The organism is Cupriavidus campinensis, from assembly GCF_905397395.1.
Taxonomy (GTDB): Bacteria; Pseudomonadota; Gammaproteobacteria; order Burkholderiales; family Burkholderiaceae; genus Cupriavidus; species Cupriavidus campinensis.
Map to the genome: position 1 here is coordinate 40,864 of NZ_CAJPVH010000029.1, position 25,015 is coordinate 65,878.

At 67.5% G+C, this 25,015-nt stretch carries 20 protein-coding genes; 12 read left to right on the plus strand and 8 right to left on the minus strand.

Translation table 11 applies throughout. The features are described 5' to 3' along the window. Positions 1-403 precede the first annotated feature (403 nt). From KHO18_RS16730 to KHO18_RS16740, 3 genes are all read left to right on the plus strand, one after another. Entirely contained in the window at positions 404-1,717 is a 1,314-nt protein-coding gene (locus KHO18_RS16730; protein ID WP_144203243.1) for an MFS family transporter, read from the plus strand. Positions 1,718-1,824: 107 nt separating this feature from the next. Then, positions 1,825-2,763: a LysR family transcriptional regulator gene (locus KHO18_RS16735; RefSeq protein WP_144203241.1), complete on the plus strand. Its 939-nt coding sequence runs from the start codon at positions 1,825-1,827 to the stop codon at positions 2,761-2,763. A 37-nt stretch (positions 2,764-2,800) separates the two neighbouring features. Beyond that, on the plus strand, positions 2,801-3,274 hold the full coding sequence (locus tag KHO18_RS16740) for an aminoacyl-tRNA deacylase (RefSeq protein ID WP_144203239.1): 474 nt from the start codon (positions 2,801-2,803) through the stop codon (positions 3,272-3,274). A 237-nt stretch (positions 3,275-3,511) separates the two neighbouring features. On the opposite strand, the gene eutC is transcribed toward KHO18_RS16740, so the two are convergent. Next, on the minus strand, positions 3,512-4,276 hold the full coding sequence (gene eutC, locus KHO18_RS16745; protein WP_211943582.1) for an ethanolamine ammonia-lyase subunit EutC: 765 nt from the start codon (positions 4,274-4,276) through the stop codon (positions 3,512-3,514). An 18-nt stretch (positions 4,277-4,294) separates the two neighbouring features. Further along, on the minus strand, positions 4,295-5,677 hold the full coding sequence (locus KHO18_RS16750; RefSeq protein ID WP_144201180.1) for an ethanolamine ammonia-lyase subunit EutB: 1,383 nt from the start codon (positions 5,675-5,677) through the stop codon (positions 4,295-4,297). 159 nt (positions 5,678-5,836) lie between these two features. Between KHO18_RS16750 and KHO18_RS16755 the strand changes: the two genes are divergently transcribed. Next, complete coding sequence (locus KHO18_RS16755) at positions 5,837-6,928, plus strand: AI-2E family transporter (RefSeq protein WP_144201178.1); 1,092 nt, start codon at positions 5,837-5,839, stop codon at positions 6,926-6,928. 86 nt (positions 6,929-7,014) lie between these two features. On the opposite strand, the gene KHO18_RS16760 is transcribed toward KHO18_RS16755, so the two are convergent. The 3 genes from KHO18_RS16760 to KHO18_RS16770 are packed head-to-tail and all read right to left on the minus strand — an operon-like array spanning position 7,015 to position 11,077. After that, positions 7,015-8,160: a CaiB/BaiF CoA transferase family protein gene (locus KHO18_RS16760; protein WP_144201176.1), complete on the minus strand. Its 1,146-nt coding sequence runs from the start codon at positions 8,158-8,160 to the stop codon at positions 7,015-7,017. A gap of 46 nt (positions 8,161-8,206) precedes the next feature. Next, entirely contained in the window at positions 8,207-9,214 is a 1,008-nt protein-coding gene (locus KHO18_RS16765) for a Bug family tripartite tricarboxylate transporter substrate binding protein (protein ID WP_211943583.1), read from the minus strand. 54 nt (positions 9,215-9,268) lie between these two features. After that, complete coding sequence (locus KHO18_RS16770; protein WP_211943584.1) at positions 9,269-11,077, minus strand: acyl-CoA dehydrogenase family protein; 1,809 nt, start codon at positions 11,075-11,077, stop codon at positions 9,269-9,271. A 92-nt stretch (positions 11,078-11,169) separates the two neighbouring features. Here KHO18_RS16770 and KHO18_RS16775 point away from each other — a divergent pair, with 92 nt between their 5' ends. The 4 genes from KHO18_RS16775 (at position 11,170) to KHO18_RS16790 (ending at position 14,987) form a co-directional block, all read left to right on the plus strand. Then, positions 11,170-12,063 (plus strand): LysR substrate-binding domain-containing protein, encoded by an 894-nt coding sequence (locus tag KHO18_RS16775; protein WP_211943585.1) that lies wholly within the window; start codon positions 11,170-11,172, stop codon positions 12,061-12,063. Between the two features lie 361 nt (positions 12,064-12,424). Further along, complete coding sequence (locus tag KHO18_RS16780) at positions 12,425-12,727, plus strand: FeoA family protein (protein WP_144201167.1); 303 nt, start codon at positions 12,425-12,427, stop codon at positions 12,725-12,727. Between the two features lie 37 nt (positions 12,728-12,764). Further along, the gene (feoB, locus tag KHO18_RS16785) at positions 12,765-14,630 is read left to right on the plus strand and encodes a ferrous iron transport protein B (protein WP_211943586.1); all 1,866 of its coding nucleotides are present in this window, start codon (positions 12,765-12,767) and stop codon (positions 14,628-14,630) included. Between the two features lie 42 nt (positions 14,631-14,672). After that, the gene (locus tag KHO18_RS16790) at positions 14,673-14,987 is read left to right on the plus strand and encodes a DUF6587 family protein (protein ID WP_144201163.1); all 315 of its coding nucleotides are present in this window, start codon (positions 14,673-14,675) and stop codon (positions 14,985-14,987) included. Between the two features lie 217 nt (positions 14,988-15,204). On the opposite strand, the gene KHO18_RS16795 is transcribed toward KHO18_RS16790, so the two are convergent. Then, the gene (locus KHO18_RS16795; RefSeq protein WP_144201161.1) at positions 15,205-16,602 is read right to left on the minus strand and encodes a hypothetical protein; all 1,398 of its coding nucleotides are present in this window, start codon (positions 16,600-16,602) and stop codon (positions 15,205-15,207) included. A gap of 459 nt (positions 16,603-17,061) precedes the next feature. Here KHO18_RS16795 and leuA point away from each other — a divergent pair, with 459 nt between their 5' ends. Both leuA and KHO18_RS16805 read left to right on the plus strand, forming a co-directional pair. Beyond that, entirely contained in the window at positions 17,062-18,756 is a 1,695-nt protein-coding gene (leuA, locus tag KHO18_RS16800) for a 2-isopropylmalate synthase (RefSeq protein ID WP_211943587.1), read from the plus strand. A 323-nt stretch (positions 18,757-19,079) separates the two neighbouring features. Continuing rightward, positions 19,080-19,724, plus strand: coding sequence for an OmpW/AlkL family protein (locus tag KHO18_RS16805; protein ID WP_211943588.1), 645 nt, complete (start codon positions 19,080-19,082; stop codon positions 19,722-19,724). Between the two features lie 40 nt (positions 19,725-19,764). Here KHO18_RS16805 and KHO18_RS16810 read toward each other — a convergent pair whose 3' ends face one another. Beyond that, positions 19,765-21,255 carry an AMP nucleosidase gene (locus tag KHO18_RS16810; RefSeq protein WP_144201153.1) on the minus strand — a complete coding sequence of 497 codons (1,491 nt, stop codon included), beginning with the start codon at positions 21,253-21,255 and terminating at the stop codon, positions 19,765-19,767. Between the two features lie 223 nt (positions 21,256-21,478). On the opposite strand from KHO18_RS16810, the gene KHO18_RS16815 reads away from it, so the two are divergent. Next, complete coding sequence (locus KHO18_RS16815; protein WP_092294295.1) at positions 21,479-21,868, plus strand: GNAT family N-acetyltransferase; 390 nt, start codon at positions 21,479-21,481, stop codon at positions 21,866-21,868. Positions 21,869-21,902: 34 nt separating this feature from the next. Here KHO18_RS16815 and KHO18_RS16820 read toward each other — a convergent pair whose 3' ends face one another. Continuing rightward, positions 21,903-22,631: an NADPH-dependent F420 reductase gene (locus tag KHO18_RS16820; RefSeq protein ID WP_144201151.1), complete on the minus strand. Its 729-nt coding sequence runs from the start codon at positions 22,629-22,631 to the stop codon at positions 21,903-21,905. Positions 22,632-22,782: 151 nt separating this feature from the next. Here KHO18_RS16820 and KHO18_RS16825 point away from each other — a divergent pair, with 151 nt between their 5' ends. Beyond that, complete coding sequence (locus tag KHO18_RS16825) at positions 22,783-24,879, plus strand: ParB/Srx family N-terminal domain-containing protein (protein ID WP_211943589.1); 2,097 nt, start codon at positions 22,783-22,785, stop codon at positions 24,877-24,879. The last annotated feature ends 136 nt before the right edge of the window (positions 24,880-25,015 follow it).

The following is a 25,015-nucleotide window of genomic DNA, read 5'->3' on the forward strand; positions in this document are numbered from 1 at the left end:
GGTCAATCCAGTACAGACAGTACCAACACAATGGGCGTCAATGGTACGCCGCCTGACCGATTTGACAATCCACGCGGGCTTGTACAGAAGGGATAAAACAATTTGACAATGAGTGGCCGCCATGCCGGCCATTTGATGCCACGCCTAGTGCGGCATGCAGAACAAACAATCCACCCTGCAGAACAATCGGCCGGAAACCCAATGCCGGCAAGTGGTGACGCATTCACCACGTGACTTATTCGCCGCTATCGACTGGGCAACCTCTGCGCGTTCGGAGTACGCTTGCCGGGCACAACCCACGGGTGGGTCCCGCGCGTCTGGCCCCCGCTTGCCAGCCTGCCGCCCGGCTCCGCCCGCGCCCCGTTCCCAGCGGCGCCCCTCGCCGCCAAGAAAGAGAAGGTCCATGACTCAAATCGCCTCAACCGCCGATACCTCCACGGCACCCTCCCCAGAGGAGACCAGGAAACGCGTCTTCGCGATTGTTGCCGCTTCGTCCGGCAACCTCGTCGAATGGTTCGATTTCTATATCTACGCGTTCTGCGCCATCTATTTCGCGCCGTCGTTCTTCCCGAAAGCCGACCCGACCGCCCAGTTGCTGAACACTGCGGGCGTGTTTGCCGCCGGCTTCCTGATGCGACCGATCGGCGGCTGGCTGTTCGGCCGCATCGCGGACCGCAACGGGCGCAAGAACTCGATGCTGATCTCGGTGGTGATGATGTGCTTCGGCTCGCTGCTGATTGCCTGCCTGCCGACCTACGCCACCATCGGCACCCTCGCCCCGGCGCTGCTGCTGCTGGCGCGACTGCTGCAAGGCCTGTCCGTAGGTGGCGAATACGGCACAACTGCCACCTATATGAGTGAAGTGGCGCTCAAGGGCCGGCGTGGATTCTTCTCGTCTTTCCAATACGTGACGCTGATCGGCGGCCAGTTGCTGGCGGTGCTGGTGGTGGTGGTGCTTCAGCAATTGCTCGACGAGGCCGAACTCCGGGCCTGGGGCTGGCGCATTCCGTTCGTGATTGGCGCGATTACCGCCGTGGTGGCGCTGCTGCTGCGCCGCACGCTGCACGAGACCTCGTCGGCGCAAAGCCGCAACAGCAAGGAAGCCGGCAGCGTGGCGGAACTGTTCCGCAACCACAAGGCGGCGTTCTTCACCGTGCTGGGCTATACCGCCGGCGGTTCGCTGATTTTCTATACGTTCACCACGTATATGCAGAAGTACCTGGTCAACTCGGCCGGCATGTCGATCAAGACCGCCAGCTATGTCATGACGGGCTGCCTGTTCCTGTACATGTGCATGCAGCCGATCTTCGGCGCCTTGTCTGACCGCATCGGCCGCCGCAACAACATGCTGATGTTCGGCGCGCTGGGCGCGCTGGCCACGGTGCCGATCCTGACCGCGCTGCGCACCGTGTCGAGCCCGGAACTCGCTCTTGTACTGATCTCCGTGGCGCTGGCGATCGTCAGTTTCTACACCTCGATCAGCGGCATTGTGAAGGCCGAAATGTTCCCGCCCGAAGTGCGCGCGCTGGGCGTGGGCCTGGCCTACGCCGTGGCCAACGCCATCTTCGGCGGCTCGGCCGAGTATGTGGCGCTGGGCCTGAAGTCGATGGGCCATGAGACCACGTTCTACTGGTACGTCACGGGCATGATGGTGCTGGCGTTCTTCGTCAGCCTGCGCCTGCCGCGCCAGGCCAAGTACCTGCATCACGAGCACTGACCGTTTCCGCCCCTCCGGGGGTGGGCATGGCAAACTAAGGGGCCTCCGGGCCCCTTTTTCATTGGCGGGGCTTCGGGCCTCCTTCTCATCTCCGCCACCCCGCCGCCATGGATCTCAACGCCTTGCGCCTGTTCGTCGACATCGTCGATGCCGGCAACCTCAGCGCCGCCGCGCGCAAGCTCAAGATGACGCGCGCCAACGTCAGCTACCACCTGAAGGCGCTCGAAGAGGAGCTCGGCGTGCAACTGCTGCGGCGCACCACGCGGCACGTGGAACCCACGCCCGTGGGCGCCGGCCTGTACGAGCACGGGCGCAATATCCTGGGCGAGGTGGCCGCCGCCAACGCACTCATCAGCAGCATGGGCAAGAGCCTGCAGGGCCATGTGCGGCTGTCGGTGCCCACTGGCCTGGGCCACAGCCTGCTGTCACCGCTGCTGGTGCAGTTCAAGCAACGTTACCCGGACATCACGCTCGACGTGGTGTTCGACAACCGCATCCACAACCTTGTGTCCGAAGACGTGGAAGTGGCGCTGCGGATCATTTCCACGCCGCCAGACTCCGTGGTGGCCACCGAGATCGGCGAGGTGAACTGGGTGGTGTGCGCCGCGCCGTCCTACCTGGCGGGCCGCGCGGCGCCGGCGACACTGGGCGACCTGACCGCGCACGCCATCGTGTGCGCCTCCCCGATCGGCCAGAAACTCAAGGCCTCCGGCACGCGCGGCGAGGACAGCGCCCGGGAGCAGGTGGTGCTCGCCCCGACACTAAGTTCCGAGAACTTCGCGTTTCTCAAGGACGCCGTGGTCGGCGGGCTCGGTATTGGCATTTTTCCGATGTACGCCATCGGTGACGAACTGTCGCAGGGCACCCTCGTGCCGCTGCTGGACGGGTACCGCATCAGCGTCTTCGGCAGCAAGCTGTACCTGCTGACCATGCCGAACCGCTACCAGACCATGGCCACGCGCTACCTGCTGACCTTCCTGAAGACCGAACTCCAGGCGATCTGGCCCCGCATGCGCGACGCCAGAGCCTATATTGAAAAGACCTAGAACAACCGGCGCGTGCTGGCGCAGGAGGCAGGCAATCATGGCAATCGCAAACACCCTGGCTGGCCGGCTCAGCCGCATGAACAGCCAGTTCGAAATCATCCGTCACCCCTACAGCCTGAGCAGCATGGCCACTGCGCAGGCCGCCCATGTACCCGGCAACCGACTGGCCAAAACCGTCCTGCTCGAGGATCAGGCCGGCTATGTGGCCGCCGTGATTCCTTCGAACCACCATCTCCGCCTTTCGGAAATCTGCGAGCAAACCGGCCGCGACCTGGTACTGGCCCACGAAGACGAGATCCGCGAGGTTTTCAAGGATTGTGACCTCGGCGCCATCCCGCCGGTGGCCATGTCCTACGGCATGCCGACCTATGTGGACGAATGCCTGATGGAAGAACCCGAAATCTGGTTCGAAGCGGGCGACCACGAGGAACTGGTGCACATGCAGCGCGACCAGTTCATGGCGCTGATGTCGGATGCACAACGGGGCAGGTTCTCGCATCGGATGATGTGAGGGGGTTGGGAACCGGCGTAGCCGCAGGGGGTCGCGCCGGGTCCTGTTCCTCCGGCGTCAGGGAACCCGAATTTGCCAGTTGCAGCCGGCCGGAAATCTCCCCCCCCAGATTCACCGGGAATGGCGCGAACACCGCGCGCATCCGCGAGTGGATATAGGACTGGATGACCTCGACAAGCCGGCACCACAATCGCCCTTCTCCGAAAATCTGTATCGAATGTGCTCAGCGCCGCCAGCTTACGGCGCCGGGAGCAATTCGCCCCCCTCACTGTCATCCTTCAACTCCACCCCCGACCGCCCCAGCGCCACCGCCCCACGCATCAAAAACACCAGCCGGTCTGCCGCTGTTTCGTACAGCAGCCCTTCCGGTCTCACGTTGGAGATGCAGTTCCGCTGCGCATCGGTCCGCCCGGGCTTCGGGTCGTAGGTCAGATAAATCCCAAGGCTGTCCGGCGAGCTGAGGCCGGGCCGTTCGCCGATCAGCATCACGATCTGGCGGGCGCCTAGGAGATCTCCGATTTCGTCGCCGAGGGCCACGCGGGACTGGCGGGCCACCACGACCGGGCCGATGTGCCAGTCGGCCAGCCGGGCCAGCACGGCGCGCAGCAGTGGCACGGCGTGGCGTTGGGCGGCCAGCGCGGAGAGGCCGTCGGCGATCACGAACACGGCGTCAGGGGTCTGGGCGGGCCGCGCGCGGGCCAGCGCTTCGTGGCTTTCGGCGTCCAGCCGGCCCCCGAGGTCGGGGCGGCGCAGATACTGGTCGCGGTCCGGCGCGGCGCTGTGCACGTGCCGTGCGGCTAGTCCGGCTTCCTGCAAGGCGATGTCGATGGCCGTGACGTCGAGCGGCAGGTGCACCGCGTCGCGCGCCTGCGCGTGAGCGAGGCCGAAGGCGAGCACGTCCCCTGTCTTCTGCGCATGGCCGGCACGGCCCAGCGCCACGCGCGCCCGCGTGTACTGGCGCAGCTGGGTCCAGGGGTCAATGTCGGCGGGCGGCTTCGGCATGATCGGCTCCAATTTAGGCTACAGCGTGCGCGCCAGATCCAGCAACGGCGCGCGCGCGGCCGGCTCCAGCACGCGGCCGGCATCGTCGAGGATGCCCATCCGTTGCAGCCATGCCTCGAACTCGGGGGCAGGGCGCAGGCCGAGCACCTCGCGCAGGTACAGCGCATCGTGGAACGACGTGCTCTGGTAATTGAGCATGATGTCGTCCGCGCCCGGCACGCCCATGATGAAGTTGATGCCAGCCACGCCAAACAGCGTCAGCAGCGTGTCCATGTCGTCCTGGTCGGCCTCGGCGTGGTTGGTGTAGCAGACGTCGCAACCCATCGGCACGCCCAGCAGTTTTCCGCAAAAATGGTCCTCCAGCCCGGCGCGGATGATCTGCTTGCCGTCGTACAGATACTCGGGGCCGATAAAGCCGACCACGGTGTTCACCAGCAGCGGCTCGAACGCGCGCGCCACGGCGTAGGCGCGCGCCTCCATGGTCTGCTGGTCCACGCCATGGTGTGCGTTGGCGGACAGCGCGCTGCCCTGGCCGGTCTCGAAGTACATCACGTTGTTACCCACGGTGCCGCGCTGCAGCGCCAGCGCCGCCTGGCGGGCTTCGTCGAGCAGGGCCAGCGAGATGCCGAATGCCTCGTTGGCGCGCTGGCTGCCGGCCACCGACTGGAACACGAGGTCCACCGGCGCGCCCAGTTCCATCGCCCGCAGTGTATTGGTCACGTGGGTCAGCACGCAGGACTGGGTCGGCACGTCGTAGCGCGTGCGGGCGTCGTCGATCAGCCGCAGCAGCTTGACGATGGCGGCGAGGTTGTCGCCAGCCGGGTTCACGCCGATGGTGGCGTCGCCGCAGCCGTAGAGCAGGCCATCGATGATGGAGGCGGCGATGCCGCGCGGGTCGTCGGTCGGATGATTGGGCTGCAGGCGCACGGCCAGCCTGCCTGGCAGGCCGATGGTGCTGCGCAGCCGCGTGACCACGCGGCACTTGCGCGCTACGGCGATCAGGTCCTGGTTGCGCATGAGCTTGCTGACCGCCGCCGCCATCTCGGGCGTGATGCCCGGCGCCACGCGGCGCAGCGTGGCCTCGTCGGTCTCGTGGCGCAGCAGCCAGTCCCGGAAGCCGCCCACGGTCAGGGCGCCGATCTCCGCGAAGGCGGCGGCATCGTGGCGATCGACGATCAACCGCGTGACCTCGTCGTCCTCATAAGGAATCAGCGCTTCGGAGAGGAACTGCGCCAGCGGCACGTCCGCCAGCGCCACGCGCGCGGCCATGCGCTCCTCCTCATCCCCGGCGGCGATGCCAGCCAGCGCGTCGCCCGAGCGCGCCGGGCTGGCCCGCGCCAGCAGCGTGCGCAAGTCGGCAAAGACATGCCGGCGCGTGCCGACGGTGTGGGTGAAGGGCATGGCGTCAGATCTCCGGGAGGAAAGCGTGCGCAACGTGACATCAATATACGCGAGCTGGCACGCAAGTTTCACGCCCGATGTGACTTGCTATTGGCGCGCCGCGCGCCGACAATCGATGCGCCCAACCCCTCAACCCAACGCAAACGCGACAGCCGAGACATGCCGCAGGTGGAACAAGACCGCACGCCAGGCCGCCCCCAGACCGGAGACGGCACGCCCAACCCCGATCCGCTCCACCCCGCCCGGCGCCTGACGCCGGCCAGCTGGTTCAGTGTCACGGCGGCGTCATATGCGCTGACCGGCGGCGCGCTGCTGCTGGTGATGCAAGCCAACCTCGTTGCGGCACTGCTGTCCGGGCTGCTGCTGTATTCACTGGTCGAAGTGCTCGCCCCGCGCCTCACGCGCCATTCCCGGCGGGACGCGCTGGCGGTGCTGATCCTCTCCGCCATCATCCTCTTCGCCCTGAGCGGCGGCATCTGGGCGCTCGTGCGCTTTGTCAGCGGCGATGGCAATACGCTCGAACGGCTGATGGATCACGCCGCCGACATCCTCGACCGCTCGCGCAACCAGTTGCCGGGCTGGCTCAGCGACTACCTGCCACGCGGCGTCGATGAACTCGCGTCCACGCTGATTTCCACCTTGCGCGAACATGCGCAGATGGCCCAGCGCCTCGGCGCGGACATCCTGCGCACGCTGCTCCATATCCTGATCGGCTTCGTCATCGGCGCGATGGTGGCGCTGTACCGGGCTATCTCGCGCCCCAATCGCCGTCCGTTGGCCAGCGCACTGATCGCCCGCGCGACCACGCTGCAAGTGGCGTTCTCGCAGTTCATCTTCGCTCAGATCCAGATCTCGCTGATCAACACCATCCTGACGGCGATCTACCTGCTGGTGGTGCTGCCGCTGTTCGGCCAGCACCTGCCGCTCTCGAAGACGCTGGTGGCCATCACCTTCATTGCGGGGCTGCTGCCGGTGCTCGGCAATCTGATCTCGAACACGGCGATCTTCGTGGCGTCGCTGTCGGTGTCGCTGCCGATTGCCGTGGTGTCACTGGTCTACCTGGTGGTGATCCACAAGCTCGAATATTTCCTAAACGCGCGGATCATCGGCGCGCGTATACAGGCGGCCGCTTGGGAGCTGCTGACGGTGATGCTGGTGATGGAGACGCTCTACGGTATACCCGGCGTGATTGCGGGGCCGATTTTCTATGCCTACGTGAAGCGCGAACTGTCCACGGCGGCGCTGGTGTAAGCCGCTTGTTAACTCGTTGAATGCATTGGCATTCAATGCGCAGCAACGGGTACGCTCCCGTTGCTGCGCGATGGCAGCGCGCCTGATCAGCCCTCGTTCGCGGCCTCGCGCGGCAGGAACTGGTTGCCTTCGGCAAGCGGCGCGTAGCGGTACGTGGCCGGCGTGCGGCTCAGCTTGACCGGCGCGCCGAGGCCCTTGTAGCCGCCGGGCATCTCCACCACCATCTCGCGGTGCGCGGTGTGCGGATGCTGGAGGGCATCCGGCACGGACAGCACCGGCGCGCACGGCACCCCGGCCGCCGCCAGGGCATCGGCCAGCGCCTTGCCGTCATGCGTGCCCATGCGGGCTTCCAGTTCCACTTTCAGAGAATTCCGATTGACAGAGCGTGCGCCGGCGGTGGCGTAGCGTTCGTCATCGGCCAGCACGGGCATGCCAAGGTGCTCGCACAGGATGCGGAACTGGCGATCGTTGCCCACGGCCAGGAAGATCGGGGCCGTGGCCGTGGCCACCGTGTCGTACGGGTAGATATTGGGATGGGCGTTGCCGGTGCGTGTGGGCGTCTTGCCGCTCATGAACCAGTTGGCCGCGTGCGGATGCAGCAGCGAGAGCCCCGAGTCGTACAGCGCTGCCTCGACGAACTGGCCGCGCCCGCTGCGCGCGCGCTCCTGCAGCGCCAGCAGCACGCCCAGCGCCGCATTCAGGCCGGTGACCATGTCCACCACCGGCAGGCCGGCGCGCAGCGGGTCGCCATCGGCCTCGCCGTTGATGCTCATGATGCCGGCCATGGCCTGGATGGCGGCGTCGTAGCCGGGCAGGCCGCCCAGCGGGCCATCGGCGCCAAACCCGGACACGCGGCAGTGCACCAGGCGCGGAAAGCGTTGCGACAGCACGTCGTAGCCCAGCCCCCATTTCTCGAGCGTGCCGGTCTTGAAGTTCTCGACCATCACATCGGCCTCGGCCAGCAGCGACAGCAGCACCTCGCGGTCTGCATCGGCGGTGAGGTCCAGCCGCATCACCCGCTTGTTGCGGTTCAGGCCGAAGTAGTACGACGCCACGCCGTCGCGGAACGGCGGGCCCCAGGTGCGCGTGTCGTCGCCCTGCGGGGGCTCGATCTTGAGCACGTCGGCGCCGTGGTCGCCCAGGATCTGGCCGCAGAACGGCCCGCCCAGGATGCGCGACAAGTCAACCACGCGGATGCCGGCCAGCGCGCCGGGAGTGGGGGGCGTCGTCATGATGGTGTCTACCTCGCTATCGTATTTTTTGGATGGCTTGCACGCGTCAGTCGAGCTGCGCACCCGACTTTTGTACCACGGCGCGCCACTTGGTGACTTCCGACTTCACAAACCCGCCAAGCTGCTCGGGCGAGGTGGACGGCGCGAACTCCAGCCCCTGCGCCACCAGCGTCTGGCGGACTTCGGGCTGCTTGAGCGCGTCGGCAAAGGCGACGTTGAGCTTGCGGATCACCTCCGGCGGCGTGCCGGCAGGCGCCACCACGCCGAAGAACACCGATACGTCGAAGCCGGGCACGCCCTGCTCGGCCACGGTCGGCACGTCAGGCAGCGCCTGCGAGCGGCCGCGCGTGGTCACGCCCAGCGCGCGCACCTTGCCGCTCTTGATGAACGGCAGCGCGGTCAGCACGTCCGTGAAAGTCATGCTGACCTGTCCGCCCAGCAGGTCATTGAGCGCCGGGCCGGTGCCCTTGTACGGAATATGCTGGAAGTCCGTGCCGGCGAGGTTGTTGAACAGCACCCCGGCCAGGTGCGACGACGCGCCATTGCCCGAAGACGCATAGGTCAGCTTGCCCGGATGGGCCTTGCCGTATGCAATCAGCTCCTGCACGTTCCTGGCGGGCACGTTCGCGTTCACCACCAGCACGTTCGGCAGATGGCCGATCTGGATCACCGGCGCGAAGCTCTTCACCGGGTCGTAGTTGATCTTCCGATACAGGCTCACATTGATCGCCAGCGGCGCCGAGGTGCCGAACATCAGCGTGTAGCCGTCCGGCTCGGCGCGCGCCACCGCCTCCGCGCCAATATTGCCGCCGGCGCCGGCGCGGTTCTCCACCACCACGGGCTGGCCCAGGCTGCTCTTGAGCGCGGCGGCCAGCGTGCGGGCCATCGCATCGGTGGGGCCGCCCGGCGGGTAGGTCACCACCATCATGATCGGCTTGGTCGGAAAGTCCTTCTGGGCGAAGGCAGGCGCGGCGGCAAGGCCGAGCGTGGCGGCGGCGAGCGCCGTGAAGGCCGCCAGGGCCGCGCGGCGGTGCCAATGAAGCTGGGGGGGCATGGTGTTGTCTCCGGATGAGGCTTTTCTTGTCTATTTGGAACAAATCAGAACACGTCAGAACACGTTGATTTCGTCGAGTTGGCCGGCGGGGCGCATGGCACCGTCCTCGGGTGGCGCGACGGTCTCGGCCAGCCATGCCGGCTCGGCGCCGCCGGCCAGCGGGTCCTGCGGCAGCACGCGGTGCACGAGCACCAGCTGCGCCAGCCGCATGCGGCGGACCGAGCCAATCTGGCCCGCTTCCCACGCCATCGCCACGGCGCTGGTCACGTGGTACAGCGCGGAGGCGGCCTGCCGGGCCAGCACGTCGCCCTCGGCACCGGCCTCGGCGGCGCGGGCGGCCAGCGCGGCGGCGCGGGCGATGGCCTGCTCGAAGGTGGCGCGCGCCGTGGCATGCATCGGCGTATCGGCCAGCAGGCCGGCCAGATGCGCCTGGAGCACGGGCAGCGAGCCCTCGCGGCGGATGGCGCGCAGCACATCCAGCGCGACGATATTGCTCGTGCCCTCCCAGATCGACCCCAGGTGCGCATCGCGCACGAGGCGCGGGTCGCTCCATTCCTCGATATAGCCACAGCCGCCGCGGATCTCCATGGCGTCGCCGGTGACCTTGCGCGCGTCACGGCAGGCGCGGAATTTGATCAGCGGCGTCAGCACGCGCATCAGCGGGTAGGCATCGGCCTCGCCGGCGTCGGCCCGGCGCAGCGCCTCGGCGGTCTGGAACACCATGGTGCGGGCCTGCTCGGTGGGCAGCGTGAGCTTGAGCAGCTGGCGGCGCATCAGCGGCATGTCCACCAGCCGCTTGCCGAACGCGCGCCGTTCCCGGGCGATGAACTGCCCCTCGGTGAGCGCGCGGCGCATCAGCCCGGCCGCCCGCACGCCGTTGGAGAGCCGCGAGTTGTTGATCATGTCCGCCATCTGCACGAAACCCCGGCCCGGCTCGCCCACCAGCCACGCGTGCGCGCCTTCGAGCCGGATCTCGCCGCTGGCCATCGAACGCGTGCCGAGCTTGTCCTTGAGACGGATGATCCGATAGTGGTTGGCGCTGCCATCGGCCAGCGTGCGCGGCAGCAGGAACAGCGAGACACCCTTGATGCCCGGTGTGGCCGTGCCGTCCGGCTCCTCCATGCGGGCCAGCACCATGGCCAGCGCGGCGTCGGGGTTGGAGCAGAACCACTTGTCGCCTACCAGCCGCCAGCCGCCCTCCACGCTGTCGTCCCGAATCGCACGCGTGGCGGTGGCCGCCACGTCGGAGCCGGCGCCCTGCTCGGTCATGAACATCGCACCCTGGTACAGGTCGTCGAAAACCTGCGTGGTCAGGTTGGGCAGGTAGCGTTCCACCAGCGCCGGGTCGCCAAACTTGCGCAGCGTGCGGGTCAGCGAGTCCGTCATCGACAACGGGCAGCACAGTCCGAACTCGGCCTGGACGAAGAGGTAAGTCAGTGCGTACTTCGCCGCAGGCGGCATAGGCTTGTCCCAGCCGAGCACGCCGCCGCGATGAGAGGCCGCCGCGAGGCCGAAGTCCGCGAACGCCACTTTCTCCAGTTCTATATAGGCAGGGTGCTTGTGGATCGCCTGGGCATCGAGGCCGGTGCGGGTACGATGAGAAAGCGTCGGAGGTGCGTGATCCGCCACATTGGCGAGTTCATCGAGCACGCCCCCTGCCAGCGCGCCCATGCGCTCGAGGTGCGGCAGCAGGTGATTGAACAGGTCGGCCGGCAGGTAGAGCGGCAGCAGCGCGCGCAGGTCCGGGTCAGCCGTGAACAGGCTCGTGCCGTGCCGGTCGGGCACCGGATGGGCGATGTCTCGGGACGAATCCTGCGCATCGGTCAAAGAAGCGGACGGAATCCGGGCGGCGCTGGTCGGCATGGCTGTCTCCTTGTTTGGGGTCCATTATTCGAACGCCGACGATTCGTGTCTAATTCTAAAATTGGCTTGATCCATACAAAATTCATATCGCCATGGAATTCCGTCACCTGCGCTATTTCCTCGTGCTGGCCGAGGAACTGCACTTCGGCCGCGCCGCGCGGCGGCTGTCGATCTCCCAGCCGCCGCTTTCGCTCAATATCCAGCAGCTGGAGGCATCGGTGGGGGCGCGGCTGTTCGAGCGCGACAGCCGGGGCGTGCGGCTGACGGCGGCGGGGCGGGCGTTCAGGGAGTCGGCCACGGCGCTGCTGGCGCAGGCGGAGTCGGCACGCCAGCTCGCCCGGGAGATCGAGGCGGGCGCGGTGGGCCGGCTGCGCGTCGGCTTTGTCGGCTCGATGCTGTACCGGGGCCTGCCCCAGCGCCTGCACGAGTTCCAGCACCGCTACCCCGGCATCCAGGTGGCGTTGACGGAACTCAACTCGCAGGAGCAGATCGACGCCCTGCTACACGGCGAACTCGACGCGGGCTTCATCCACACCAGCCGGGTGCCTGATGAACTGGCCACCGAGCTGGCCCATCGCGAGCCCTTTGTCTGCTGCATGCCGGAAGGCCACCCGCTGGCCGCGCGGGCCGAGGTGGCGCTGACCGATCTGCGCGGCGAGCCCTTCGTGCTGTTCTCGCGCAAGGCGTCGCCCGACTACTACAACCGGATCTTCGAGATGTGCGCGGCGCAGGGCTTCTATCCGCAGGTGCGGCACGAGATGCGCCACTGGCTGTCCGTGGTGTCGCTGGTGTCGCAGGGGATGGGCGTGGCTGTGGTGCCGGCGGCACTTGCGCGCTCGGGCATGGCGGGGGCGACCTTCCGGCCGTTGGCCGATGCCACGGTGCCGTCCGAGGTCTATTGCGTGTGGAAGCGGGCGCCTGATCATCCGGCGCGCGACCATTTCGTCGACACCATCCGGCTGGCCGCCGCGCAGGCCGGCGTTTAGAATCCGGTGCGCAATGTGCGCCAAAGAAAAAGCCACCGGTCCAAGGACCAGTGGCTCTGAAGTACGCGTGGAACGGGGTGTTCAGCGTGTCTGGAGCATAGCGCCCCCCTCCCGGCGGACCAATACCACAAATGCGGTATTCGATGGAATGCCGGCGCCCGGGCCCCAGATTAGTGCGAATACTGGCGTAATCCCTAGCCCGCGCGCGGACGTGGAGGAAACGCCCCCGCGTACGAAAACGGACGGCTTCTGCCGCGATCCGGTATGGCTTCGGCGCCGAAGTTGCGCGAATGCTATACAATCGAGAACGATTTTTATTTACCTACGCGGGGCGGTGATCCTGCCTGCGCACTGGAAACCTATGCGGTTGTCTGAACTGCCCCGGCGCACGGCCGCCGTTGTGAAATCGGTGGACGATGCCACCCAGAACGATCCCATCGCGCGCCGCCTGCGCGATCTCGGTTTTGTGCCGGGCGAAGCGGTGCAGATCATCGCATTCGGCCCCTTCGGCAAAGACCCGCTGGTGGCGCAGGTCGGCTTCACGCGCTTTGCGCTGCGCCGCGCCGAAGCGGCCCGCATTACCGTGGATGTGGTAAGCGCCACCGTCTCAAGCATCGCCCCGGCGGCCCAGCCCGACGCCCCCGCCGCCCAGCGTATCGCCTGAGGGCGTTGCCCCAGGCCGATCAGGACCCCCTGCCAACATGTCCGTCGCACAACCTCCTTCCGCCCTGCGCATTGCGCTGGTGGGCAATCCCAATTGCGGCAAGACCGCACTGTTCAACCGCCTGACCGGCAGCCGCCAGAAGGTGGCCAACTACGCCGGCGTGACCGTCGAGCGCAAGGAAGGCCATTTCGTCTCGCCGGCCGGCCGCAGCGTACGCATCCTCGACCTGCCGGGCGCGTACAGCCTGCACGCGGCCAGCCTGGACGAGGCGATCACGCGCGAGGTCTGCATGGGCCAGCGCCCCGGCGAGCCGCGTCCGGACCTGATCGTCTCGGTGGTAGATGCCACCAACCTGCGCCTGCACCTGCGCTTCGTGCTGGAACTGCGCCGGCTGGGCGTGCCGATGGTGGTGGTGCTCAATATGAGCGATGCCGCGGCGAAACGCGGCATCCTGATCGACCGCGACGCGCTGTCGCAGGCGCTTGGCGTGCCGGTGGTGCAGACCGTGGCCGTGAAGCGCGATGGCGCCGCGGCGCTGATCGACCTGCTCGACGGCGTGCTGCCGCCGGCCCCGCCCGTGCCGCCGCAGTCCGTGGAGGCGATGTCCGAGCTGGACACGCACGCCGAGGTCAAGCGCCTGCTGGACACCGCCGTGACCATGCCGACGCGCACCGCCCGGCTCGATGACGCACTCGACCGCGTGATCCTGCATCCGGTGGCCGGCCTCGTCATCCTGGCCGTGCTGCTGTTCTTCATGTTCCAGGCCGTGTTCTCGTGGGCGGAGCCGCTCATGGACGGCATCGAGGCCGGCGTGCACCTGGCCGGCGAAGTCGTGGGCGGCTGGCTGCCCGCAGGCCTGCTGCACAGCCTGATCGTCGATGGCCTGATCGCCGGCCTGGGCAGCGTGATCGTGTTCCTGCCGCAGATCCTGATCCTGTTCCTCTTCATTCTCACGCTGGAGGAGTCGGGCTACCTGCCGCGCGCCGCGTTCCTGCTGGACCGCCTGATGATGGGCGCGGGGCTCTCGGGGCGCTCGTTCATCCCGCTGCTGTCGAGCTTCGCCTGCGCGATTCCGGGGATCATGGCCACGCGGACCATCCAGGACCCGCGCGACCGGCTGACCACCATCCTGGTGGCGCCGCTGATGACCTGCTCGGCGCGGCTACCCGTGTATGCGCTGCTGATCGGCGCATTCATCCCCGAACGCACCGTGGCGGGCCTGTTCAACCTGCAGGGCCTGGTGCTGTTCGCGCTGTACGTGGCGGGCATCGTCAGCGCGCTGGTGGTGGCCTATGTGCTCAAGTTCTTCCGCCGTGACCGCACCGACCATCCGCTGCTGATGGAACTGCCGTCGTACCGGATTCCGAATCCGCGCGACATCGCCATTGGCCTGTGGGAGCGTGCCCGGATCTTCCTGTCGCGCGTGGGCAAGGTGATCCTGACGCTGACCGTGTTGCTGTGGTTCCTGGCCACGTTCCCGTCGCCGCCGGAAGGCGCCACGCTGCCTGCCATTGACTACAGCTTCGCCGGCATGCTGGGGCGCGCGCTGGAGCACGTGTTCGCGCCGATCGGCTTCAACTGGCAGATCTGCATCGCGCTGGTACCGGGTCTGGCCGCACGCGAAGTGGCGGTTGGCGCACTCGCCACGGTCTATGCGCTCTCGGGCAGCGATGACGCGGTAGCCGTGCAGCTGGCGCCGATGATTGCCGCGCAGTGGTCGCTGGCCACGGCGCTGTCCCTGCTGGCGTGGTACGTGTTTGCGCCGCAGTGCATTTCCACGCTGGCGGTGATCCGGCGCGAGACCAATTCCTGGGCGGTGATGGCGGCTTCTGCGGCCTACCTGACCGGGCTGGCCTACCTCGCGTCGTTCGTCACATATCGCGCGGCGCTGGCATTTGGTTGAGACGAGGTTGAAACTGGCGGCACCGACTTGGGTCCAACGGCCATGACGCTCTATCACGCCTTCGAAATCCTGGTGGTCGCGCTGATCGTGACGGCTTGCGCGGTCCACGTGACGGGCCGCTACATGCCGCGCACGCGCGAACGCGTGAAGGCGACCCTGGCCGTGCGCCTGGGCGGCGCCGCCGCAACGGGCTGGCGCGGATGGCTGGCGCGGCGCCTGGCGCCGCAGGCGGCGGCGGGTTGCGCCTCCGGATGCGAGACGAACAGCGGCTGCGGCACGTGCGGGTCGAATACGTCATCTGCGGCCTCGGCCCCGCCGGACAACGAGCAGATCATCCGGTTCGTGCGCAAATCCTGACGGCACGGCGAACATCCCGACAAAGAACGGCGGTCCTGGCGACCGCCGTTTTTGCTTTCCAGGCCCGGATCTCTGCACGCAGAAACGGGTACGCTCGCCCTTCCCAGCCCGCCCGATCCACGCAGAAACGGGTACGCCCACACTCATCCCGCATCGGCAACGGGCAAAGAAAAACCCGCCGCGCGGGAAGCGCGGCGGGTTTCGTCGTCCAGCCGATTTACTGCACCACGCCGGCCAGCGTGATCGACACGGGCATCGCCTCGGGCCCAGCCGTGCAGCGCGCGGTAACCGTGAACGGCCCGTTGGCGAGCGGCGTGATCGATGCCGAGTTCGGCGCGATGACCACCTGGTTCAGGATGATATTGCTGCTGGCGGTGGACCACGCCCAGCTGCCGAAGCACGGCGAGATGCCTTCGTCGATGCCGCGATGGAGCAGATGCACCGCGATCGTGGCCCCGATACCCGGCGGCACCACCAGCGGCTGCGGGCCGTTGTAGACCAGCGCCCAGGTCGGCTGCTCGGTGACGAGCAGGGTGGCGCGCGGCGTGGCGGCCAGCGTCAGGCTGCTGGCGAACTCGGCGAGCACGCTTTGCAGCGGCGACGCACCATTCGGCCGGCTTGTGCTGACCGTGGTCAGGCGCGTGGCGCCATCCGGCAGCACCGCCAGCGACGGCGAGGTCGTGGTGAAGGTCCAGAGCCCGTTGAAGTCCGGCGTGACATCGCTCTCGTCATTGCGCACCACCTTCGACGCATAGACCTGCGGATAGCCGTTCAGCACGTTCAGCGCATTGATCTGGGCGCCGTTCTGCGACAGCACCAACCGGTAGCTGGCCACGCCGGCCTTGGCCACCGACACCAGGAAGGCGCCGGTCAGCACCGAGTTGTCCGGCGCCGTGACCGAGACCGAGACCACCGATTGCGCGACGGTATCGGACGCATTCACTCCGCGCAGCATGCCCACGTTGACCGCGCCGGTGACCTGCACGGCCGCCGTGCTGCTGCTCCAGTTCCAGCCGCTGCCGGCCGTGGAGCGGTCCGCGCCGTCACTGTCGATCAGGGACGCGGTGACGGGCAGCACCTGGCCGTCAGTCATCGACAACACCGGGTACGGCAGCGCCAGGCTGTAGGTACGTGTGCCGGGCGCGACCACCGTGATGATGGCCGAGACCTGCGGCAACGCCGTGGTGGCGTTGCTGGCGCCGGTAACGGTGGCCAGCAGGCTGATGGTGGCGGTGCCGGTACCCACGCCGGTCACCACGCCGCTGCCCGGCACCGTACCGTTGCCCACGGCCGCTACCGAACTGTTCGACGAGGTCCAGACGAAGCTGGTGTTGCCGGTGACGTCGTTGCCGTTGTTGTCTACCACTGACGCGGTCAGCGAAATCGAGCTGCCCACCGAGACCTGGCCGGACGTCTGGCTCATTACCACCGTGTACGACTTGGCAGCCGTCGCGCCATTCCCACCGCTACCGCCGTTGCCGCCGCTACCGCCATTGCCGGTGGTGCCCGTTGGCGTGGTGCCTCCCCCACTGGACCCGCCGCCGCCGCCGCAGGCTGCCATCAGCGCCACCGTGGCCGCGCAGGCGAGCCAGGAAATCCATCGACCTGTCGTCATGGTTTGTCCCCTTCTGTTGTAATGTCCCGTTCCCGTGCTAGGAGACTAGGCGCGATCCGCCAGCCGATGTACTGGCCAGAGGACTGAGCGGCACCCCACATATCGGGATGAGGTCATCCCCGGTCTACGGCAAGCGGTTGACGCCAAGTGCGGAATTCGACTACGCTGACGGCTTACCCTTTTCGCGCACGATGCACGCTACCGCCCTCCTCCTCCGCCACGCCGCCGATGCTCTGCGCATCGATGCCGCCGTGCGCGCGTGCGTGGCGCGGGCTGGCCGGCTGTCGCGCCGCGGCCTGGCCGCATCCCCCTCCTCGCTGCTACTAGACCTACCGACCGGTTGCCGGGCCTAGCGCCCCGTGGCAGTTCGGCAGCCGTCTATCGCCACCGTTTTTCCGTTTTTTCCCCGATTTTTTGATTTTTGCCTGTCGCATCTTCCCGCGAGGAAGGAGAACACCCATGTTGCGCAATCCCGCCGCCAAGTACCGCCCCGCCACCACCGTCAACCTGCCTGACCGCACCTGGCCGTCGCGCCAGATCACGCGCGCCCCGCGCTGGATGAGCACCGACCTGCGCGACGGCAACCAGGCCCTGATCGAGCCGATGAACCCCGCACGCAAGCTGCGCTTCTTCGAGCAACTCGTGAAGGTGGGGCTGAAGGAGATCGAGGTGGCCTTCCCGTCGGCCTCGCAGACCGATTTCGACTTCGTCCGCATGCTGATCGAGGAAGACCGGATTCCGGCCGACGTGAACATCGTGGTGCTGACCCAGTCGCGCGAGGACCTGATCCGGCGCACCGTGGAGTCGGTACGCGGCGCGCGCCAGGCCACCATCCACCTGTACAACCCGATCGCGCCGGCGTGGCGCAGCATCGTCTTCAATGCCTCGCGCGAGGAGATCCGCGAGGTGGCCGTGAGCGGCACGCGCCTGATCCGCGAACTGACCGATGCGATGCCGGAGACCGCCTGGACCTACGAGTATTCGCCCGAGACCTTCAGCCTGGCCGAACTCGATTTCTCGCTCGAGGTTTCCGACGCGGTCTCGGCCGTGTGGGAGCCGTCCGCCGCCCGCCCGATGGTGCTGAACCTGCCGACCACCGTGGAATGCAGCACGCCCAACGTGTTCGCGGACCAGGTGGAATGGATGCATCGCCATCTGGCGCGGCGCGAGCACATCGCGCTGTCCGTGCATCCGCACAATGACCGTGGCACCGCCGTGGCCGCCGCCGAGCTGGCCGTGATGGCCGGCGCGGACCGCGTGGAAGGCTGCCTGTTCGGCAACGGCGAGCGCACCGGCAACGTCGATCTGGTCACGCTGGCGCTGAACCTCTACACCCAGGGCGTGGCGCCGGAACTCGATTTCTCGGATATTGACGAAGTGCGCCAGTGCGTGGAGCACTGCAACCAGCTGCCCGTGCATCCGCGCCATCCGTATGTCGGCGATCTCGTCTTCACGGCGTTTTCCGGCTCGCACCAGGACGCCATCCGCAAGGGCTTCGCCCAGCAGAAGCCGGACGCGATCTGGGAAGTGCCCTACCTGCCGATCGACCCGGCCGACCTCGGCCGCAGCTATGACGCCGTGATCCGCGTGAACAGCCAGTCCGGCAAGGGCGGCATGGCCTACCTCCTCGAGCAGGCGCACGGCATCTTTATGCCGCGCCGGCTGCAGATCGAATTCAGCCGCGCCGTACAGGCGATGACCGATGAAACCGGCCTGGAAGCGAGCGCCGACGACCTCTACGCGCTGTTCCGGCGCGAGTACCTCGACGTGGACGCGCCGCTGCACTATGTCTCGCATCGCATGGTCTCGACGAGCGAGGCCAGCAACGCCAGCGTGGAGATCGAGGTGGAACTGGTACGCGATGGCCAGCCGGTGCGGGCGCGCGGCGCGGGCAACGGCCCGATCGATGCCGTGGTCGACGCCTTCGTACGCGGCCTGGGCCTGCCGGTGCGAGTGATGGACTACCACGAGCACGCCCTGACCGCCGGCGCCGATGCGCGCGCGGCCTGCTATGTGGAAGTGCGCGTCGGCGACTCGCCCACGGGCTTCGGCGCGGGTGTGGATGCGAACATCGTCACGGCGTCCCTGCGCGCGGTAGTGTGCGGCGTGAACCGGCACATCGGGCGCGCCAGCCAGGAAGCGCAGGCCGCCTGAGGCGGAGCGAGGCCAACTGCGCTCCGCCGCCGTGGAGAAAACCGGTGTGCCCCGCCCCCACGGGGCACACCCGGAAAGACGTCCTTGCGGACGCCCACGACATGCGCGATGCATTCACCACGTGCGCACAGCGTACGGGCCGCGCCACGCGGGCGCCACGAATAAATCCGCATGTAAATAGAACGGGAGCGGGCAGACGCCCGGGATCATCGGCTGTCGCGCGGCCGCCACGCGGGGCCGCGCAACTTGCGCTGGGTCAAGATGGGGATGGGAGGCAAAGGCCACACTGGCCGCACAGTTTTTCCTCGCCTGTGCATACCAACATGACCAACTTCTCCCTCACTCGCAAGACACTCTGCACCACCCTGGCCGCGCTGGCGGCCTCCGCCGCGTTCGCGGCCCCAGCCATGGCTGCCGAGGAAGCCCAGGGCAACTGGATGGTCCGCATGCGCGGCACCTTCCTCGACATGTCCAACAAGTCTGATCCAGTGGGCGGCGTGGGCGCGTCGGACCGCATCCACGTCAACAACAAGTGGATTCCGGAAGTCGACATCACGTACTTCATCGTGCCGCACATCGCCGCCGAACTGGTGCTGACGATTCCGCAGAAGCAGGACGTCTCGCTCGATGGCCAGAAGATCGGCACGTTCAAGCACCTGCCGCCCAGCCTGCTGCTCCAGTACCACTTCATCCCGAACGGCACGTTCCGGCCGTACATCGGCGCGGGCGTGAACGCCACGCGCATCTACGGCGCGGACATCGCCGGCAACACGCTGAACCTGGACCGCTGGAGCGTGGGCCCGGCCCTGCAGATCGGCATGGACTACAAGCTCACCAAGAACTGGTTCCTGAACGTGGACGCCAAGAAGGTGTGGATCTCCAGCAACGTGTATGCCGGCGGCGTGAAGGTTTCCACGGTCAAGCTCGATCCGTGGCTGTTCAGCGCCGGCGTGGGTTACCGGTTCTGATGTTGGACGCCCCGCTCCGCCCGGAGCGGGGTGGCAAGCCTCAGCGGAAGGCCGGCTCGTCGAAGCTGCGCAACTTCCGCGAGTGGAGCTCTTCCACGCCGTTCTCCCGCAGGATACGGATCGCCTCGAGGCCGATCGTCATATGCTGGCTCACGCGCTGCCGATAGAACGTATTGGCCATGCCGCGCAGCTTCAACTCCCCATGCAAGGGCTTGTCGGACACGCATAGCAGCGTGCCGTAGGGCACGCGCAGCCGGAAGCCATTGGCGGCGACCGTCGCGCTTTCCATGTCGATGGCGATCGCGCGGGACTGGTTGAAGCGCGCGTAGAGCGACTTCGACTTCAACTCCCAGTTGCGGTCATCGGTCGACACCACCGTCCCGGTCCGCATGCGCGTCTTCATCTCGTTGCCGGACAGGCCAGTGATGCGGGCGACGGCTTCCTGCAGCGCCACCTGGATCTCGGCGATCGGCGGCACGGGCACCCATGGCGGCAGGTCGTGGTCGAGCACGTGGTCATCACGCACATAGGCGTGGGCCAGCACGTAGTCGCCAAGCTGCTGCGAGCGGCGCAGGCCGCCGCAGTGGCCCACCATCAGCCAGCAATGCGGACGCAGCACGGCGAGGTGATCGGTCATCGTCTTCGCGTTCGACGGCCCGACGCCGATATTGACCAGCGTGACGCCGAGCTTGTCCTCGCGCACGAGGTGGTAGGCCGGCATCTGCGGCAGCGCGCGCGGGCGGGTGGCGTCGTCGGGTTCGCTGTCGCCAAGGTTCTGGGTCACGTCGCCCGGTTCGATGAAGCGCACGTAGCCGTCGCCGCCATCGCCGGACATCAGCGAGCGGCCCAGCGCCACGAACTCATCGACATAACGCTGATAGTTCGTGAACAGGACAAAGCGCTGGAAGTGCTGCGGCGCCGTGCCGGTGTAGTGGTAGAGCCGCTGCAGGGCCAGGTCCACGCGCTCCGCGGAGAACAGCGAGAGCGGCCAGGCCTCGCCCGGCGTGGGCTCGTAGGTGCCGTTGGCGATGGAGTCGTCGATGCGGCTCAGCTCGGGCAGCACGAAGGAGGCTTCCAGCTCGCGCGCCTGGGTGTAGCTGATGTCGGTGGTCGAGGCTTCGATCACGAACGGCAACGGGATTGGACGGCGCGACAGGCCAACCACCACCGGCACGCGGTGATAGCGCATCAGGCGCTCGATCTGGTCGCGGTAGTAGTCGCACAGCAGGTCCGGCCGCGTGACCGTGGTGCCGTAGACGCCGGGGTAGGCTACCGTACCCCACGAAGGGCGGCTGTCGGTCACCATGGTTTCGAGGTTGACCGAGATGCCGAGGTACGGGTAGCACGCGTGGGCCGCCGATGGGAGGGGCTTGCCCTGCGCGAAGGCGTCGAAACGCGCGCGCACGGCGGCGACCGAGCCGTCGTAGATCTCGCGAATGCGCGCCAGCGCGCTGTCCGCGTCAGAGAACTCGGCCAACTGATCGGCCGGATGGGCGGAAGAGAAGATCGAGGCGTTCATGGCAACCATCATACCGCGCGGCATCGCGCCGTGGCGGCATTCGATCGCGTTGCGTGGGAATACGAACGCTTGTGCGCATTGCACCGTGCATTGTTTGACGCATCCACATCCGCTTCGCTACACTCTGTCGCCATTCGCGCCGCACATCGCAGCTTCGTGGCGCAAACGCCGCTGCGCTCCCCACTTTGGTTGGGGGTACGGCACGCGACATGGTATCTGGCAGGAGGAGCCGTCGATGGAAATCCGTAACCCGTTGCCCGCAGAGATCGAGGCGGCCAGGCGTCTGTTGGCCGCCAACGGTTGGGAGCAACAGGTCGGCAATGCGGAACGCTTCGCGCAACTGATCGCCAATTCCCAACGCGTGGCCGTGGCCGTGGAGAAAGGCGAGGTGATCGGCTTCGCCCGGGCGCTGTGCGACGACATCGCCAACGGCTACATCTCGATGGTGGCCGTGGCGCCGCAGCACCGCCGGCGCGGCATCGGCCGGGCGCTGGTGCGCCAGGTCATGGGCAATGATCCCGACATCGTCTGGGTGTTGCGCGCGGCACGCTCCTCGGAAGCCGCCTTCTTCGGCCAACTCGGCTTTGCCCCGTCGATGGTCGCCATGGAGTGGCGGCGGCGCTGATTTTCCTCACGCCCTGGCCGTTACTCCACCACTGTCACTCCGCCATCGCGCGCCGGAAAGCGTCCGCCGATCCCATCTGGCGGAACAGCTTGCCACCCGGCGCGAAGCGGTCTGCCGTCGACAGGCCGCCCACCACCACCGGTTCGAACCCTGCCTCGCGCACCAGTTGCGCGGCCACGGCCAGTGCGGCTGCGTCGTCGCCGGCCATCGGCACCGCCATCAGCGCGCCCTGGCGATGGCTCTCGCGGGCGAATTCCCCTGCACCGGTGAAGTTGAACACGCGCACGATCCGCGCGCCGGCCAGGTACTTGGCCGTGGTCGCGCCGATGCCGTTGGCTTTCACCTCCTCCACGATCGCACCGTCACGCGGCGAGACCGCATTGGTGGCATCGAGCACGATCTTGCCCTGCCACTTATTCTGCTGGCCCACCTCGGGCACGGCGCCGTAGGGCACGGCCAGTAGCAGCACATCGGCGAAGGCCACCGCCTGCGCCACCGTGCCGGCCTGCGCCAGCGGGCCGAGCGAATCGGTCAGGCTCTTCAGGGACTCCGGGTGGCGCGAGGAGAACATCACGGGGTGCCCGGCCTTGACGAACAGGCCGCCCACGGTGCCGCCGATGCGCCCCGAGCCAATCACGCCGATCTTCGATTTGGCCGCCTGCTGCTGCGCCATCGCCGGTAGCGCGCCTGCCACGGCCACCAGCCCCATCACCCCCAGCACCCTGCGCCGGCCCCGGTGCATGCCTGTCGATTCGTAGCCCATCGCATCGCTCCAGCGGTTCCGATCTAGCCACTCTAGGCGAAATCCACGCCACCGGCGCTGTCATGGGAGTGTCACAGCCGCTGCCTAGACTGGCGCGCGACTACGTGCCGCCCTCGGCACTTATCGACAACAACAACGAACAGGGGAAATCATGGGAAAGAGGACCAGGCAGGCAGCCTTTGCCGTGCTGATCTCGGCCACGCTGGCGCTGGGCGCCTGCGGCGGCGACGATGACAACGGCAGCGCCGCGAATGGCGGCAATGGTGGCAACGGCGGAAATGGCGGCACCACGCAGCCGGCGTCGGTGCAGCCGCTGTCGGGCGGATCGCTGTATGTCGGCGCGGTCAGCTTTGGTGACACGGTGTCCGTCGAACTCGACAAACCCGCCGCCGGCCAGCTCACCCTGCGCTTCCTCGATTCCCGCTTCGGCCTGGCCGGGGCGCTGGTGGGCCAGTACGTGCTGGAAGACGGCACCTACCGCGTGACCGGCCTCGCCGCCAGCGGCACCGACGTGCCGGCAGCACTGGCTGCCGCCGCCGCCTCCATCACCTTCCGCTTCACGCTCGACGACGGCGTGCTCTCCGGCGCGCTGGGCCAGGTGCCCAACGTCAAGGCCGGCAACGGCGCCCTGCTGCAGGGCTATATCTCGGCCGGCAACCGTGGCGCGCAGCTGGCCGACATCGCCGGCACCTACAGCTACCTGCGCCAGACCGGCGATGCCGCCAGCGCGGGCCAGCTCAATATCGGCGCGGATGGCAGCGTGCGCGTCTGCGCCGGGCTGGGCTATAGCGCCGACTGCGCCGGTGGCCAGTCGGGCAAGCTGGCGGCCGATACCGACCAGTCGCGCTATCCCGGCGCCTTCGCGCTGACGCTGGGCGGCAGCACGGTCGGCCGCCTGTTCGTAGGCCGCCAGCAGGGTCAGGTGGCGCTGTTCGTCGATGAAACCGGCGCCAGCGCCACGGCGCCCACCGGTAGCTGGGTCGTGCGCACGGCCGCGGCCGTCGCCGCCAATGGCATCGATGGCGACTGGGTCTGCGCCGAGCCGGAACTCGACGACAGCAACGCCGCCACGGGCCGTACGCGCCGCAACATCGTCTCGGTGGCCGGTACCACGCTCGCCGCGGACAACATCCCCGTGGACGTGACGCTGGCCTACAACCGCGCCGGCGGGGCCGCCGCCAACGGGCTGGTCTCGGGCACGTGGCAGGCCACCGTGGCCGGCCAGTCCCAATCGCTCGGCCTGACCTGGCTGCCGGTGAGCAAGAACCTCGCGTACCAGCTCCGGCAGGTGCCGGGCAGCACGCGACAGCTTCCCGCCGTGTGCGCGCCGATGGCCACGCCGACGCCGGTCTCGACCTATCTGTCGGCCACTGCAGGGCAGAACATCCTCGTCACGCTGGCCGATCTGCGCCCCACGCAGCCGGCCATCGGCCGCGACCAGATCTACTACAAGCTCGGGCGCTACGCCGCGGACCCGATCAAGAAGTTCGACGACGCCTGCGAGACCAACGGCCAGAGCAAGACCAGCACCTGGGATGCGGCCACGTCCCGCCTCAGCGACCTCGCCTCCTTCACCTGCACCAAGGCGGTCGGCAACAAGCCGGCCGACATGAAGACGCTGGTGGTGGGGCCGTACGGCGAGCCGTACCTGACCGACGGGCACCACTCGTTCACGTCGATCTGGGACGCCGACACGGGCGGCGCGCAGTCGAAGATGTGGATCCGCGTGCAGGACAACCTGTCCACGCTGAACCGCGCCACGTTCTTCCGCACCCTGCGCGAGCGCAAGCTGATCTGGTCGAAGGACGGCGCCAACCAGCCGACCTACCCGGCTGACCTGCCGCGCGCGCTGGGCCTCAAGAACGGCCTCGGCAACGACCCGTATCGCGCGCTGGTCTACTTCACGCGCGACATCGGCTACAGCCAGCCGACCGACGCCACCGAGTTCACCGAGTTCTACTGGGGGGATTGGCTGCGCGGCGTGGTGGGCCTGAAGACAGTCAACCTGGACGACACCGCGAGCTACCTCGACGCCGTGCACCGCGCCTCGGCCGCCATGGTGGCGCTGGCGCAGGACGCCGTGGTCAGCAACGGCAAGACCGCCGCGCAACTGGGCGGCCTGACCACGCTGAACGAGACCGAGTTCACCGCGCTCTCGCAGCCGGTGGGGTCGGCCAAGCCCGGCAAGCTGCCGTACGCGGTGGCGTACCGGCAGGGGCTGGGGCAGGGGCTGGGGCTGAAGCCGTAAGGCAAAAAAAAGACGCCCGCTGCGATGAACTGCACCCCAAAAGTTGGACACCAACTTTTGGGGTGTTTTCATGTATCGGTACTCGGAGCAGTTCAGGCTGACAGTTATCCAGAGCTACCTGGACGGTCAGGCAGGC